General features: G+C 30.7%; 14 protein-coding genes. 4 read left to right on the top strand and 10 right to left on the bottom strand.

Annotated features, from left to right (window positions below; genetic code table 11):
* The first annotated feature begins 6 nt into the window (after positions 1-6).
* The 4 genes from A6A20_RS04355 to manA all read left to right on the top strand — a co-directional run bounded on the left by A6A20_RS04355 (position 7) and on the right by manA (position 3,395).
* Positions 7-807 carry a PTS mannose/fructose/sorbose transporter subunit IIC gene (locus A6A20_RS04355; RefSeq protein WP_279572315.1) on the top strand — a complete coding sequence of 267 codons (801 nt, stop codon included), beginning with the start codon at positions 7-9 and terminating at the stop codon, positions 805-807.
* Positions 808-820: 13 nt separating this feature from the next.
* Positions 821-1,651, top strand: coding sequence for a PTS mannose transporter subunit IID (locus tag A6A20_RS04360; protein ID WP_279572316.1), 831 nt, complete (start codon positions 821-823; stop codon positions 1,649-1,651).
* Positions 1,652-1,714: 63 nt separating this feature from the next.
* Complete coding sequence (locus A6A20_RS04365) at positions 1,715-2,221, top strand: DUF986 family protein (protein WP_279572317.1); 507 nt, start codon at positions 1,715-1,717, stop codon at positions 2,219-2,221.
* The gene (gene manA / locus A6A20_RS04370) at positions 2,205-3,395 is read left to right on the top strand and encodes a mannose-6-phosphate isomerase, class I (RefSeq protein ID WP_279572318.1); all 1,191 of its coding nucleotides are present in this window, start codon (positions 2,205-2,207) and stop codon (positions 3,393-3,395) included. Before A6A20_RS04365 ends, manA begins: the two co-directional genes overlap by 17 nt.
* Before the next feature lie 343 nt (positions 3,396-3,738).
* Here manA and infA read toward each other — a convergent pair whose 3' ends face one another.
* From infA to A6A20_RS04420, 10 genes are all read right to left on the bottom strand, one after another.
* The gene (gene infA, locus A6A20_RS04375; protein ID WP_077462897.1) at positions 3,739-3,957 is read right to left on the bottom strand and encodes a translation initiation factor IF-1; all 219 of its coding nucleotides are present in this window, start codon (positions 3,955-3,957) and stop codon (positions 3,739-3,741) included.
* Positions 3,958-4,065: 108 nt separating this feature from the next.
* Positions 4,066-5,085 (bottom strand): dTDP-glucose 4,6-dehydratase, encoded by a 1,020-nt coding sequence (gene rfbB / locus A6A20_RS04380; RefSeq protein WP_279572319.1) that lies wholly within the window; start codon positions 5,083-5,085, stop codon positions 4,066-4,068.
* Between the two features lie 6 nt (positions 5,086-5,091).
* On the bottom strand, positions 5,092-6,324 hold the full coding sequence (locus A6A20_RS04385) for an O-antigen ligase family protein (protein ID WP_279572320.1): 1,233 nt from the start codon (positions 6,322-6,324) through the stop codon (positions 5,092-5,094).
* An 18-nt stretch (positions 6,325-6,342) separates the two neighbouring features.
* Positions 6,343-7,770 (bottom strand): undecaprenyl-phosphate galactose phosphotransferase WbaP, encoded by a 1,428-nt coding sequence (gene wbaP / locus A6A20_RS04390; RefSeq protein ID WP_279572321.1) that lies wholly within the window; start codon positions 7,768-7,770, stop codon positions 6,343-6,345.
* Positions 7,771-7,773: 3 nt separating this feature from the next.
* Positions 7,774-8,820, bottom strand: coding sequence for a mannose-1-phosphate guanylyltransferase (locus tag A6A20_RS04395; protein WP_279572322.1), 1,047 nt, complete (start codon positions 8,818-8,820; stop codon positions 7,774-7,776).
* The gene (locus A6A20_RS04400) at positions 8,801-9,913 is read right to left on the bottom strand and encodes a glycosyltransferase family 4 protein (protein WP_279572323.1); all 1,113 of its coding nucleotides are present in this window, start codon (positions 9,911-9,913) and stop codon (positions 8,801-8,803) included. The genes A6A20_RS04395 and A6A20_RS04400 overlap by 20 nt, the downstream gene beginning before the upstream one ends.
* Positions 9,913-10,917, bottom strand: coding sequence for a glycosyltransferase family 4 protein (locus tag A6A20_RS04405; protein ID WP_279572324.1), 1,005 nt, complete (start codon positions 10,915-10,917; stop codon positions 9,913-9,915). Before A6A20_RS04405 ends, A6A20_RS04400 begins: the two co-directional genes overlap by 1 nt.
* Entirely contained in the window at positions 10,914-11,816 is a 903-nt protein-coding gene (locus A6A20_RS04410) for an O-antigen ligase family protein (protein WP_279572325.1), read from the bottom strand. Before A6A20_RS04410 ends, A6A20_RS04405 begins: the two co-directional genes overlap by 4 nt.
* Positions 11,817-12,238: 422 nt before the next feature.
* On the bottom strand, positions 12,239-13,333 hold the full coding sequence (locus A6A20_RS04415) for a glycosyltransferase family 4 protein (RefSeq protein WP_279572326.1): 1,095 nt from the start codon (positions 13,331-13,333) through the stop codon (positions 12,239-12,241).
* On the bottom strand, positions 13,317-14,582 hold the full coding sequence (locus A6A20_RS04420) for an oligosaccharide flippase family protein (protein ID WP_279572327.1): 1,266 nt from the start codon (positions 14,580-14,582) through the stop codon (positions 13,317-13,319). The genes A6A20_RS04415 and A6A20_RS04420 overlap by 17 nt, the downstream gene beginning before the upstream one ends.
* Positions 14,583-14,597: the final 15 nt, after the last annotated feature.

Genomic DNA, 14,597 nt, shown 5'->3' on the forward strand with positions numbered 1-14,597 from the left:
AAATTTATGGAAATCTCAACTTTTCAAATTATACTCGTTTTTCTCGTTTCTTGTATCTGCGGTATGGGATCTATTCTTGATGAATGGCAAACACACCGTCCATTGATTGCCTGTACCTTGATTGGTTTAGTATTGGGCGATATCACCACTGGGATTATTGTCGGCGGTACACTTGAACTACTTGCCCTTGGCTGGATGAATATTGGTGCAGCTTTAGCCCCTGATGCGGCACTTGCTTCTGTTGTTTCTACTATTTTAGTAATTGTCGGCAGACAAGATATTCCAACAGCAATCGCTTTAGCCATTCCACTTGCTGCGGCAGGTCAGGTATTGACCTATGTCGTGCGAGCCATTACTGTTGGTTTCCAACACGCTGCCGATAAAGCGGTAGAAACTGGCAATCTATTTAAATTAGATGTTTTACATTGCACCGCATTATTATTACAAGCGATGCGTATTGCCATTCCTGCTTTATTGGTGGTATTGACCGCAGGAACAGATACTGTGCAAAGTATGTTACACAGTATTCCTGAAGTCATAACCACTGGGTTAAAAATCGCAGGAGGCTTTATTGCTATCGTAGGTTACGCCATGGTAATTAATATGATGCGTTCTGGACATTTAATGCCATTTTTCTATGCAGGATTTGTCGTGGCAGGCTTTACCGATTTTAACCTTGTTGCATTAGGGGTATTAGGTACAATTACCGCCTTACTTTATATTCAATTACACCCAAAATACAACCAAAGTAAACAAGTGGTTGTACAAGCCAATAACAATAACGATCTTGATAACAGATTAGACTAATAGGATAAAAGTTATGACAGAGAAAAAAGTAACACAAAAAGATTTAAATGCCGTTGTACTTCGTTCAAATCTTTTTCAAGGTTCGTGGAACTTTGAACGTATGCAAGCATTAGGCTTTGCGTATTCTATGGTACCTGTTATCAAACGTCTTTACCCTGATCCAAATTCACAAGAACGTAAAGATGCGATTAAACGCCATTTAGAGTTTTTTAATACTCAGCCTTTCGTTGCCGCACCTGTATTAGGGGTTACCATTGCTATGGAAGAAGAGCGAGCTAATGGTAAAGCCATTGATGATGCGGCGATCAACGGGATTAAAGTGGGGTTAATGGGGCCGTTGGCAGGAGTTGGTGATCCCATTTATTGGGGAACAGCACGCCCCGTATTTGCTGCACTTGGGGCAAACCTAGCTTTAACTGGAAGTTTATTAGGACCTGTCTTATTCTTCCTATTGTTTAATCTTGTACGTTTAGCTACCCGTTATTTCGGCGTTACCTATGGTTATCGTAAAGGCTTAGATATTGTTGGCGATATGAGTGGTGGTTTATTGCAAAAACTTACCGAAGGGGCTTCAATTTTAGGTCTCTTTATTATGGGGGCATTGGTGCAAAAATGGACGACAATTAATGTGCCATTAGTAATGTCCACCATACCAAAACAAGACGGTACGATTGAAGTAACTACCGTACAAAATGTATTGGATAGCTTAATGCCCGGTTTATTGCCGTTATTGCTTACCTTTGCTTGTATGTGGCTATTACGTAATCGTGTTAATGCCCTCTGGATTATCATTGGGTTCTTTGCCCTTGGTATCTTTGGTGCATGGACAGGTATTCTAGCCTAATCTTATCCTCAATTAGGATACGCCATCAAGGCGTATCCTTTTGTACAATAAATATCACAAAATATGATTAATACATTATTATTTATCGGTATCGTCCTATTTCTATGTTATGCCCTATATGACCAAGTAGGTATGGATCATTGGCAAGGCAAAACTCTCTTAAAAGTGCGGTTAAAAAAACGGGCAAAAATGGACGCGATGATTTTTATCGCCTTGTTATTATTAGTTATTTATCAAAGTCTTGACAATCTCACCCCGCTATCCATTTATTTACTCGCCACCATTATCCTGCTAACCCTATATGCTGCCTTTATCCGTTCTCCAGTACTATTACTCAAACCTAACGGCTTTTTCTATGGCAATATTTTTATTTCTTATGCTAAAATTCACGCCATTAATGTAACCTCAGATAATGTCTTAGTGATTGATTTACACAGCGGAAAACGCTTAATCATACTGCCCGAGCAGACTCAACAATTACCAACAATCTTAAACATTCTTGCTCAACTAAACATTATCCAAGCAGATTTTTCGCAAATTTTAGGAAAAAATAATGACAAGCATCTATAAACTCACAGGAACAATTCAACATTATGTTTGGGGAGGTAATCAATATATTCCTAATCTATTGAATATCAACGCCAGCAATCCCCATTATGCCGAACTCTGGCTAGGTGCACATTCCAGCTCGCCAGCCCTTATTGAGCAAGATCAACACACAATTCCGCTAAACCAATTTTTACAGCAAAATCCTACCGCACTTGGACAACAAAGTAAGAAAAAATTTGGCAATCGCCTCCCTTATTTACTAAAAATCCTAGATGTTAAACAGCCTTTATCCATTCAACTTCACCCCACAAAGCAACAAGCAGAATTAGGTTTTGCACGAGAAAATCAGCAAAATATCCCCCTAACCGACAGCAAACGCACTTATAAAGATGACAACCACAAACCTGAAATGATGATTGCCTTATCGGATTTTTGGTTATTGCATGGTTTTAAACCTAAATCACAAATTATTGAGAGTTTAAAAACTCGCCCATCCTTGACCGCACTTGCCCAACAATTAGCTCAACAGAATCTTGCCGATTTCTATGCTCATATTATGCAAGCGGATCATCAGCAATTAGCACAATGGTTACAACCTATTCTCGAACAAAATCAAGGCAAAACTCTGCCCTTAACTGACCCAGATTATTGGGTATGTTATACCGCTGACAGTATGCAACTTGCCCCACAAAAACTTGATGCAGGCTTAATGTGCTTTTATTTATTCAACCTTGTTCATCTCAAAACAGGCGAAGGAATCTACCAAGCAGCAGGAATTCCACACGCTTATTTGCGTGGGCAAAATATTGAATTAATGGCGGAATCCGACAATGTGATCCGAGGCGGACTCACCCCAAAACATATTGATATTGCAGAATTATTAAAGGTCATTGATTACCAAGAAATTACACCAACAATCATCAGCCCCGCCCCTCAAGCCGTCTATACCTACCCAACCCCTGCTAAAGATTTTGCCTTAACTCAAATTTGTTACCAACAAGGACAACAACTGCAACGCCAAGCAATAAATGCTGAAACTCTACTGGTTATGCAAGGTAAAATTCAGCTAACCAGTGGCGATAGCAGCGTTGAACTGACACAAGGACAAAGTGCTTTTATTTGTGCGGAAAGCCATTATCAAATAGAAGGATTACAGGAGGGATATTTAGTCATCGCAAAACTGCCTGATGAATAAATATCCATTTGCCTGAAAGAAATCCTACACCAAAGTGCGGTTACTTTTAGCGTTTTTTGTGGTTATTCCTCCGATTTTTTAATAGTTTTAACCTTTCAGAAAACCGAATACAAAGAACAGAACAATTATTTTAACACTTAAATTAGTCTTATTGTTATTTTATAGTCGTTTCAATTTAAAATGAGACAAGGAGGTACATCGAAGACAGTACAAATAGTACGGCAAAACGTACCAACGCTGTATCATTTTAAAGTGGAACGACTATAATTGACTATTAATGCTTTACGAAATAAAAAAGCCTACTTAAACAATGTTTATAGTAGGCTCTAGCAAAATACCTAAATTAACGGCTGCGGAAAATAATTCGCCCTTTAGTTAAATCGTAAGGGGTCATTTCCACCGTAACTTTATCGCCAGTTAAAATACGAATATAGTTTTTACGCATCTTCCCTGAAATATGAGCTGTAACTACATGCCCATTTTCTAGTTCTACACGAAACATCGTGTTTGGCAAGGTTTCTAAAATCGTGCCTTGCATTTCAATACAATCTTCTTTAGCCATTTATTCCTCTGATTATTTAATAGAAAATTTTGTTATTATAACAATAATATTTGTAATTAAAAGCCTAAGCCTAAGGATTTAGGCGATTAAAACTAAATAACGTAAAAATTAAACATAATGATGTCTATGTTGTAAATACCAAGCAACAGTTTGGCGTAAGCCCTCCGCAAAGGATTGCTTAGGCTGCCATTCTAATTGATGAAAAATCTTACTGCTATCCAAAACATAACATTTATCATGCCCGGGGCGGTCAGCCACATACGCAATAAGTTGATGATAATATTGCACACCTTGAGGTTTATTGGGTTCCATTTCTTCTAATAATTGGCAAATTTGTTGTACTACCGCCAAATTAGTTTGCAGATTATTCGCCCCAATATTATAAATCTCGCCGATTTTTCCCGCCGTAAGCACTTTATATAATGCCTGCACATGATCATCAACGAATAACCAATCTCTAATTTGACTACCGTCCCCATAAATAGGCAATTTTTCCCCTTTTATTGCCTTTAAAATAAAGGAAGGAATTAACTTTTCTGGATATTGATAAGCACCATAATTATTGGAAGACCGAGTAAGCAAAATAGGTAATCCATAAGTTCTCGCCCAAGCGGTAACAAGATGATCACTGGCTGCTTTTGATGCTGAATAAGGGCTACTTGGCATACAAGTGGCATATTCATCAGCTCCTACTGAATCTGATCGCCAATCACCATAAACTTCATCAGTAGAAACATGATGAAAACGAAAATCTCGTTGTTTTTCCTGAGGTAATAATTGCCAATAATGACAAGCAGTTTCTAATAAGGTGTAAGTACCAATAATGTTGGTTTGAATAAAATTTTGTGCTTGCTGAATAGAACGATCAACGTGAGTTTCTGCGGCTAGATGAATAACCCAATCAGGTTGATGTTGATGAAAAATTTGGCTAAGTTGAGCTTTATCACAAATATCCGTTTGAATAAAGGTATAACGATCATTTGTTGATATAGAAGATAAAGCCAATAAATTGCCTGCATAAGTTAATTTATCAACATTAATTACCTGATGCAAAGTATGTTTAATTAAATATCTAATCAGGGCAGAACCAATAAAGCCTGCCCCACCTGTGACTAATATTTTTACCATAAAATATTAATTTTTTGATTTTTGTTGTAACATTGCATAAAACACAATTACAAGAAAGAAATAAAAAACCGTCCCCGAGTTATGAGCTAAAAAGCCTTGACTAATAAAATAAAAAGCCACTGAAATAATATGGACGCCCCCCAATAATGCTAAGGTTGTTTGTTCTAAATTATCCTTATTTATTGCTTTAATAAAAATTCTAAAAGGAATAAATAATATCGTTAATAAGGCAATTAAACCAATTATTCCTCTCTTAGAAAGATCATCTAAATATTGATTATGTGCATGACTAAATTGAGAAGCATATTCGCTAATAATACCTTGCTTACCTTGCTCCAAACGATTTTCTGTAACACCTTGCTGCCCCCAACCTAAAAAGGGCTTTTGTTGAGCTTGTAATAACGCACTTTTCCACATATCAAAACGTGCCCCCACAGAGGTTGAGCCATTTCCTTTATCAAAATAAGCAGTAATTTCATGGGTAGCTTGATGAAAACGATGACTAATAGAAGTATTAGGTACTAAACTTGCGCCTGCAATAATAATAACAATCATTGCAACAAAAGCCATAATACTTTTTTTCGGTAAATATTGCTTATAAATAAAGAAAATAAAAAATAAAATAAAAGGTAAACCAATCCAAGCACCACGAGCCGTAGATAAAAAGCCAGCCAAAATCCCCATTAACGAAAAGAAAGTATAAAGTGCGGTCAATTTATATTGTTTTTTTATAGTAAAATATAACGTAGCCACCACAGAAAACATTGCAATAGACATTGCAATATCTCCCCCTTGAATATGCATATGGGTATAAAATGCTTGTTCTTTATGCAAAATAAAGCGTTGATAAATTGCAACTAAACCTGCAATAAAAGCCCCAAATGGTATGGTATGTAAAATAATATTCTCTTTTATTGGAAAACGCTTAAATAATAATAACAAGGGTAAAAATAATAAAATTTTTGTTGGATTATCCAATACCCTTGCTTTATCACCATGTATAATCACTGATAATAAAAAAGTGGCAAAATAGAATACATAAACAAAAATAATTTGTTTATCAAAGCTGGTTAGCTGAATTTTATTTTTCTTAATCAAAAAATAAATTAAATATCCAACTCCAATTACTACCAAAATAAAAGGTGAATAATTATAACCTTTTACTAAAAATAATATGGAGAGAAAGAAAAAAGAGATTAATACTGTGGTAAAATTTACTCTTATAATGTGTTTTAACATACCTGCTCCTAATATAAATTAATATGCTCCGCTGCGATTTAATACTATTTTTATTGTTTTAAATAAAATTGCAATATCATTCCATAAAGACCAATTTTTAACATACCACGCATCAAAGTAAACCCTTGTTTCGTAATCAACATCATTACGTCCACTCACTTGCCATAATCCTGTCATACCTGGCTTTGCCATAAAATAATAATCCACATCTTGCTGGTAACGAGCCAACTCCTCTTTAACAATGGGTCTTGGCCCAACTAAGCTCATTTCACCTTTTAAAACATTAAATAATTGCGGTAACTCATCTAAACTGGTTTTTCTTAAAAAACGTCCTATGGACGTAATTCTCGGATCATTTTTTAATTTAAAATCTTTATCCCATTCTGCTTTAGCAATAGGATTTGTTGCTAATAAATGTTCTAATACTTCTTTAGAATTTACCACCATGGATCTAAATTTTAAACAATTAAATGGTTTACCATTACGCCCTATTCTGGTATGCCCATAAATCGCATTTCCACCGTCTTTTTTTATCATAAAATAAATAATTAATAATAAAGGGGATAGTAAAGTGATAACAGTTATAGAACCAATAATATCCATTGTTCTTTTTAAAATACGGGAGGATAGCTTTGCCAGATTATTATTAATTCTAAGTAACATTACCTCATAGCTAAAAATAAAGGTCATATCTGTACTATACAAAGGTAATCCTCTTAATGTAGGAATAACGGACACCGATCGACAATTTTTTCTCGCTAATTCTCTTAACCAAAAATCTAAGGTGTCATTTTCATTGTTCTCTAATGCAAGGATAAATTGAATATCCTTATATTGACCAATAATATCCCAAACTTTATTCCCCCCCCCCTCAATAATTGGAATATTTAAATGGCTTATATGTTTATGTTCATCATTGTTGGACGTAATAAAATATTTAATATCAAGTCCTAAGTAAGATTCACTTGTAATGGCATTATAAGCATCTAATGCATTTTTGCCATTACCAATAATTATGGTTTCCTTTATATACCAACCCAGTTTTATCAATAAATACTTAACAAAAATCCGTCCCAAAGGTACAATAATAATTGCACAAATCCAAGTTATTCCCCATAAATAACGTGAGAAATAAGATTTAGAAAAAGCTATAATTGCAAGCTCAATAACAGCTAAAATAATTAACGTTCTTACAATTTCTTTTAACTCATACCAAAATGGTTTTCTATAAGTATAATGACGAAGTCTTATCCAAAACCAAATAACACCAATACTAGAAATTAATATATGTAAAAGAAATAACTCATTTCTTTCAAATAAAGATATATTTTTACCAAAATTGTATATAAAAAAATCAGATAGAGCAAAAGATAATAGTATACAAATTGTAAGTAAAAATAAATCTATAATAATTAATATATACTTAGATAGTAATACTTTATTCATAATCTATTTTAATAGTTTAGGCTCTATTTGTTTTAAAAAATCAACTGCATCTTTCACTTTCTGAGAAGAGCCTTTTTTAGTAATTAATAATGCATCGTCTGTATCAACAATAATTAAATCATCTACATCAATAGTAACTACTTTTTTACTACTCCATATAAAATTATTCTTACTATTTATTGATACATGATGCTCCGTAATATTATTATTATCAATATTTTTAATAAACTCTTTTTCTAAAGAGTCAAAACTTCCTACATCAGACCAACCTAAATCACCACAAACTACTTTAATCTTATTAGATTTTTCCATTACTGCATAATCAATGCTATCAGAGGGAATATTCAGCATATCTTTTATATCAATAGAGCGACTAGCTCCATTTACCTTACTATTATCATATGCTTGTTTAGTAGTAAAATAGATATCGGGAGAATAAATTTTTAATTCATCTAAAAAAACACCTGCTTTGAAACAAAATATACCACAATTCCAATAATATCTATCGTTCTCAAAATATTGCTTAGCTGTATTAAAATCAGGTTTTTCCTTAAAACTAAGAACATTTTCTTGATCAATCGTTTCTATATAACCAAAACCAGTTTCAGGATATTTAGGTTTTAAACCAAAGGCAACTAGAAAATCATTATTAGCTAAATTTTGTGCTTTATCAACCATTCTAAGATAGTTTTCCTCATTTTTTATTAATTGATCTGAAGATGTAACTAACACAATATCATCTTCATTTAGATCAAAACAAGCTAAAGCTATTGCTGGAGCGGTATTTCTTCCTATTGGTTCTAAAATGTAACGAATATTATAAATATCTTTAGCTTGATTGTTAGCCAAATAAAATTGCTTTTCATTAACTAAGGCAATAACCTCATCACAATATTTATTATTCCTGGCTAATGTCATTTGGTAAAGCGATCCTTGATGAAATAACTCAATAAATTGTTTAGGTATTTGAGTACGACTTAATGGCCAAAGCCTAGTTCCAGATCCACCACATAGAATTAAATTTATCATATTATCCTCTAAATAACTCATATTTATTTTCTATATATTCTTTTATCTCTTTCTCAAATCGTTCAGCTGAGAATCTCAATGAATTCTCTCTAATAAAATTAGGATCAAATTTTTCCTGCCTTTGTTCAAACTTATTAATGGCCTCAGCTAAACTACTTATATTCTGTTGTTCAAAATATATTCCTGTTTGGTTATTAATAACAGTTTCTCTTGCACCTCCTTTATTAAAACAAATAACGGGGGTTCCACAAGCCTGAGCCTCAACGGGGATTATACCAAAATCTTCTTCTGCCGCAAAAACGAAGGCTTTTGCCTTACTCATAAAGTCAATTAATACAGAATCTGGTTGATAGCCTAGAATTTCAATATTTTTACTTGCCTTTGCTTTTATCTTATCCATATCTGGTCCTGCTCCAATAACAATAAGTTTCTTATTTGTATGACTAAAGGTTTCAACAATAAGATCAATTTTCTTATAAGGAACTAACCGGGAGGCAGTTAAATAAAAATCTTCTTTATTAGAATTTAATTGAAATTTATTTATATCAACAGGTGGATAAATAACATCTGATTTTCTGCTATAAATTTTTTCTATTCTTTTTGCAATATAATAAGAATTTGCAATGTAATGATCTACTCGATTTATTGTGGATTGATCCCAAATTCTAAGTTTATGTAAAAAATATTTTGCTAAAAGCCCTTTTATTCCTTTCTGCAATCCACTTTCTTCTAAATAACGAAAATATAAATCCCAAGCATAACGCACAGGAGTGTGTACATAACTAATATGTAATTGATTAGCATGTGTTAATACCCCTTTAGCAACACAATGAGAAGAAGACAAAATAACATCGTAATTTTCAAGATTAAATTGTTCAATGGCAAATGGAAAAAGCGGAAGATAATTTCTGTATTTATCTTTAGCTTTAGGTAATTTCTGAATAAAGCTTGTATTCGCTCGCTTTCCCTTAAGTATTATTTCTCTGTTGTTATCATCTAAAAAATCAATCAAACTATAAATATCAAAATCATTCCAAATATTAGTAATATTTTCGATGCATTTCTCTGCTCCACCAAAAGTAGAGAACCAATCATGAATTAGTGCTTTTTTCATTATATTCTCTTAATCAAATCATCATAACCTAATAATTTAAATGCTTCCTCTATTCGAGAAACCACTTTATCCCAAGTATAAAATTTAGCTCTTTCTAATCCTTGTAAAGATAAATCTTTTCTTAATTCAATATTTGCTGATAATATATCTATCGCATTTGATATTTCTTGCTGACTATCAGGATTAACCAATAATGCAGCTTGCCCAGCAATCTCAGGCATAGAAGTTACATTTGAAGTAATAACTGGCGTTCCACAAGCAAAAGATTCAACTATTGGTAAACCAAACCCTTCATAGTAAGAAGGAAAAATAGAAAATATCGCTCCTCGATAAAAACTTGCCATTTCAGCATCTGTTATTCTACCTGTAAAAATAACCTTTTTCTCCACATCTAAAGAACTTATTAATGATTTTAATTGTTGATTAATATTACCAGTAAATACAAGATAAGCAGATTTACTAAAGTTGCTGTTTATAAATGCATTGATCAAATTTACTTCATTTTTATGTCCTTTTCTATTACTTACGCAAAAAATATAAGGCTTATCATAAGATTGTTTTCTACCATAAGGTAAAAATTCTGCTGATACACCATTGCCCACTACAAAAATTTTTTGTCTAGGAACATGGAAAAATTCAACGATTCTTCTTTTTGAGAATTCAGAAACAGTAAAAATAGCTAAGGATTTCTGACATAATATGGCTAAAACAGTTCTATAATAAATATTTTTTAATATAGAACTATTTTCCTTTCTATCAATATGATTCAAATCATGTATTGTTAATATATAAGGTTTTTTACTTATCAATGGTGCATTATAACCCGGTGAAAAAAATAAATCATAGCTTGAAATATTTTTATTAAATGACAATCTTAACGGATCATAGGGACTAGTAGGCTTATAAGTATTATAAAAACCTTTCATATCCATTCTATCATAAATCTCTTTAGCAAATCGACCAATACCATGATCTCCAATCCATCTTGAATCAAATAAAATCATATTTTACCTTGTTTATTCTCTATTTTTCTTTGATACCATTTATACCCTAAAAAGATATGAGCATTCAACATCGCAATTAATACCCACAAATAAGGACGCAATATATTTTGATTAAAACATAATATAACCAACTCCCAGAACAATGAAAATCTAATAGCTAAAATTATATCTGCCATAACCTTATTATAAGGTAAAAGATTTTTAGCTATATTTAATGAAGAAGAAAATAACTTTCTTAAATATAGAATAAAACATAAAAACCCCAAAATACCACCAGCTGCTAACATTTCTAAGAATATATTCATTCCCTCAAAATTCTTCGCTTCCTCTTGCGTAGAAATAATTATTCCTTGAAATTTTGCTATGGCTGGAGCTATTCCGCCTAGGCTATAACCTATAAATGGGCTTTCTAAAAATACAGAAATCGTATTCATTGCATCGCTACTACGCATTGATACTGAATGAGAAGTTGTACCAAATAATCCTGTATCATGTAATAAAAAGATAAGGTCATCAAAATTATATATAAAAATAGATGAAATAATAATTATACCAATAAATAAAAATAAAATTATATTTAAATCCCTTCTCTTTATCTTACGATTATTTATAACATCTTTAATGATTGAATTAACAAAAAGGTATAGAAACGCACTCAACATCATTACATAAGACATTCGCGAAGAAGACAACAAAATAGCTAATGTAATAATAATAAAAATATATTTATATTTATAAAAAAGTTCAAAATTCTTAAAAAATAAATATAATAATAGTGTCCAACCAATATATAAATAAGTAGCATAATATGATGGTTCATAAGAAAAACCATTAACTCTAGGTAGCTTTTCCTTTATCCACCATTGTTGTATAAAGAAATCTATTCCTAAAAGTCCCAAAATAAACTGTATTACTCCAAATGCAGATAAAATTAAAAATGATAATATAAAATAATCTAAGATTTTACCCCCCCCACGACTATTTTATTATTTAAGCTATAATATTTTAGTGTATAAATAGTTATTATAGGTATAAGCATTATTGAAGCAAATAGCCATAATAAATAACCGATACTTCTAGATATAACAGTTGTATTATTAATAAAAATAAAAAGTATTATATATAATAACAAAAGATATTCTTTCCCTATTATTAATTGGTCAAATTCATTCTTAAAAATGAGTATTATAATCAATAAAAACTCTAAAAAATAAAAAGCCCTAATATTAAAGGAATACATTTGTATATTTAAAAATATATCAAATGAAGACAATAAAAAAAGACTAAATAATAAAAATCTAGCATACATAAAATTATCTCATCAATTTTTCAATATATCATAGTACAGCTTATAAGTTTCTTTAGCCATTTTGCTCCAAGAGTATAATGGTAGAACTTGTTTAGCATTTATTATTAACTCTTGCTTAATCCTATCGCCTGATAAAACAATATCAATTTTATCTGCTATATCTTTATAAGACAAAGGATCAAAATAAATCGCAGCATTTCTATATATTTCTGGTAAACAAGTAGCATTACTACTTATAACAGGAGTTTCATACGCCATTGCTTCCAATCCGGGCAAACCAAATCCCTCCATTAAAGACGGAAAAACATAGCATTCAGCATTCTTATATAACCAATTACGCTCAGAATTAGAAATATACCCAGTAAAAATAATATTTTTAAACCCATTTTTAGAAAAATAACTTTTATTAAGTTCAGCATCAACATTCAATCTACCTACTAATACCAACCCTAAATTAGGATATTTATCTAATAATAACTGGTGTGCTTTCCCTAACCGTTTGAGATTTTTATATTCTGTCTGTTGCCCTACATATAAAATATATTTTTTAAAAGGAATTTTATACTCTTTATAAACAAGATCTTGTCTATTATCAATTCCACTCTCATAAATAACCTTAACTTTATCAGGCTCTACCTTAGAAAAATTCAAATATTCTTCTCGAGTAAAATTTGAAGGGGTAATAATAAAATCACTGCTTCTAGCTATTTTCTTGAATAAATATTTAGCTACTAACTGTTTTAGATAAAAAATAATTTTATTCTTAGAAGGATTATATGATTTTAATAAGGTTAAATCATGTATTGTAGTTATTTTTTTTCCTTTATATAACAATGGTTGTTGCGGCATACAAAAATGTACTAAATCTGGTTTAATACCATCTAATAATTTTTTTAACTTTATTTGTTCTTCAAAAGAATAATCTTTTATATCTGCTATAACTCGTTGAAAATTTTTACATTTTGGTTGGTAAAGTTCAAAATCTTTCTTTCTTAATAAAATAAAGTATTTATTTTTCTTATCTATTTTTTCTAATTCTTTAATAAGATTAAGAGCATAAGTTCCAGTTGAACTTCCAATAACTCTTGCATCAATAGCTATTCTCATTTAGTTTTCCCTTTCTAATAATTTTGAAAGAATAAAAAATTCTATAAAATAATACTACACTTTCAGTGGCAAGAACTAATAATGCTATATTCATAATACTAATAGAGTCAAATAAATAAAGACATATTATGCTCAGCAAATGAAAAATTGCCCCAAAAATAATACTATTATTAGCATGATTAATATAACCAATACTACCTAAAAAAGGATAGCCCAACATACAACTAATAGTAGCAATAATAAATGAAACAGTAAATATATCAAATATCTTTATTACAAAATAATTTACGTTATTATTATAAAATAGTGTTAATATGAATTGATCTAAATTAATCATAAATATACATCCAATAGTACAAATACTAGCTACCCCTATAAGGATATACTTAAAAAATACAATATTTTTAGTTCTCGTCATATAGGGATAAAGTACGGCTGTTAATGGACCTGTAAAAGCAAGCATTGCCTTATATAATTGTTCAGCCATATTGTAATAAGCAACTATATTATTAGTAGTAACCATTCCTAATATAACAGTATTAACACCTGTATAAAAATTAACTGAAATATTAGATAAAAAATATTGGAAACTATCTTTAAAATAATAAATAATTTGATTTATTGATACAGTAATAAATCTAACTTTAAATTTAGTATAAACTATATATATTGATAAAATCGCACCCAAAATGTTTCCTAATCCATTTAGAATAGGAACTAAATAAAAATCAGTTTCTCTTTTTACAAAAATAAATATTGAACATGTGAAAAATATCTTTACTATTATATTTATTACAGTAATAAACTTCATTTTTTCTACACCTTGGAAAAACCAAATAGGAAAATATGCTTGCCCAATAACGTATAAAAAAGATAAAAAATAAATATATCTATACTGTTGAAATTTATCAAAAACATTCGTAATAATTATCAATAGAAAAAATGAAACAATTAATAATATTGTTTTGATAAACATCACAGATGAATAAATTTGTTGTAACTTTAACTTATTCTTTTGATAAATTGCTATCGCCTTTACTGCTGATAAATTAAAACCAAAATCTACAAAAATAGAAAAAAACACAATAAATGATTGGGAAAATACCACTAACCCATAATACTCCGTTGATAATACATTAACTAAATAAGGTAATGTTATTAAAGGTAGTATATAGGAAAATAATTGTAATAATGTTAGAGATAAAAAATTTGATAATAATAATTTCTTATCTTTATTTATAAGCTTCATATAAATTTTTCTATA

It is taken from the genome of Volucribacter amazonae (genome assembly GCF_029783845.1).
GTDB classification, from domain to species: Bacteria; Pseudomonadota; Gammaproteobacteria; order Enterobacterales; family Pasteurellaceae; genus Volucribacter; species Volucribacter amazonae.

Excerpts from the sequence above, each read along its gene's own strand:
- manA (WP_279572318.1), top strand. The coding sequence starts at position 2,205 with ATGACAAGCATCTATAAACTCACAGGAACAATTCAACATTATGTTTGG.
- A6A20_RS04365 (WP_279572317.1), top strand. The coding sequence starts at position 1,715 with ATGATTAATACATTATTATTTATCGGTATCGTCCTATTTCTATGTTAT.
- A6A20_RS04355 (WP_279572315.1), top strand. The coding sequence starts at position 7 with ATGGAAATCTCAACTTTTCAAATTATACTCGTTTTTCTCGTTTCTTGT.
- A6A20_RS04420 (WP_279572327.1), bottom strand. The coding sequence starts at position 14,582 with ATGAAGCTTATAAATAAAGATAAGAAATTATTATTATCAAATTTTTTA.
- A6A20_RS04360 (WP_279572316.1), top strand. The coding sequence starts at position 821 with ATGACAGAGAAAAAAGTAACACAAAAAGATTTAAATGCCGTTGTACTT.
- A6A20_RS04405 (WP_279572324.1), bottom strand. The coding sequence starts at position 10,917 with ATGATTTTATTTGATTCAAGATGGATTGGAGATCATGGTATTGGTCGA.
- wbaP (WP_279572321.1), bottom strand. The coding sequence starts at position 7,770 with ATGAATAAAGTATTACTATCTAAGTATATATTAATTATTATAGATTTA.
- A6A20_RS04415 (WP_279572326.1), bottom strand. The coding sequence starts at position 13,333 with ATGAGAATAGCTATTGATGCAAGAGTTATTGGAAGTTCAACTGGAACT.
- A6A20_RS04395 (WP_279572322.1), bottom strand. The coding sequence starts at position 8,820 with ATGAGTTATTTAGAGGATAATATGATAAATTTAATTCTATGTGGTGGA.
- infA (WP_077462897.1), bottom strand. The coding sequence starts at position 3,957 with ATGGCTAAAGAAGATTGTATTGAAATGCAAGGCACGATTTTAGAAACC.
- rfbB (WP_279572319.1), bottom strand. The coding sequence starts at position 5,085 with ATGGTAAAAATATTAGTCACAGGTGGGGCAGGCTTTATTGGTTCTGCC.
- A6A20_RS04400 (WP_279572323.1), bottom strand. The coding sequence starts at position 9,913 with ATGAAAAAAGCACTAATTCATGATTGGTTCTCTACTTTTGGTGGAGCA.
- A6A20_RS04385 (WP_279572320.1), bottom strand. The coding sequence starts at position 6,324 with ATGTTAAAACACATTATAAGAGTAAATTTTACCACAGTATTAATCTCT.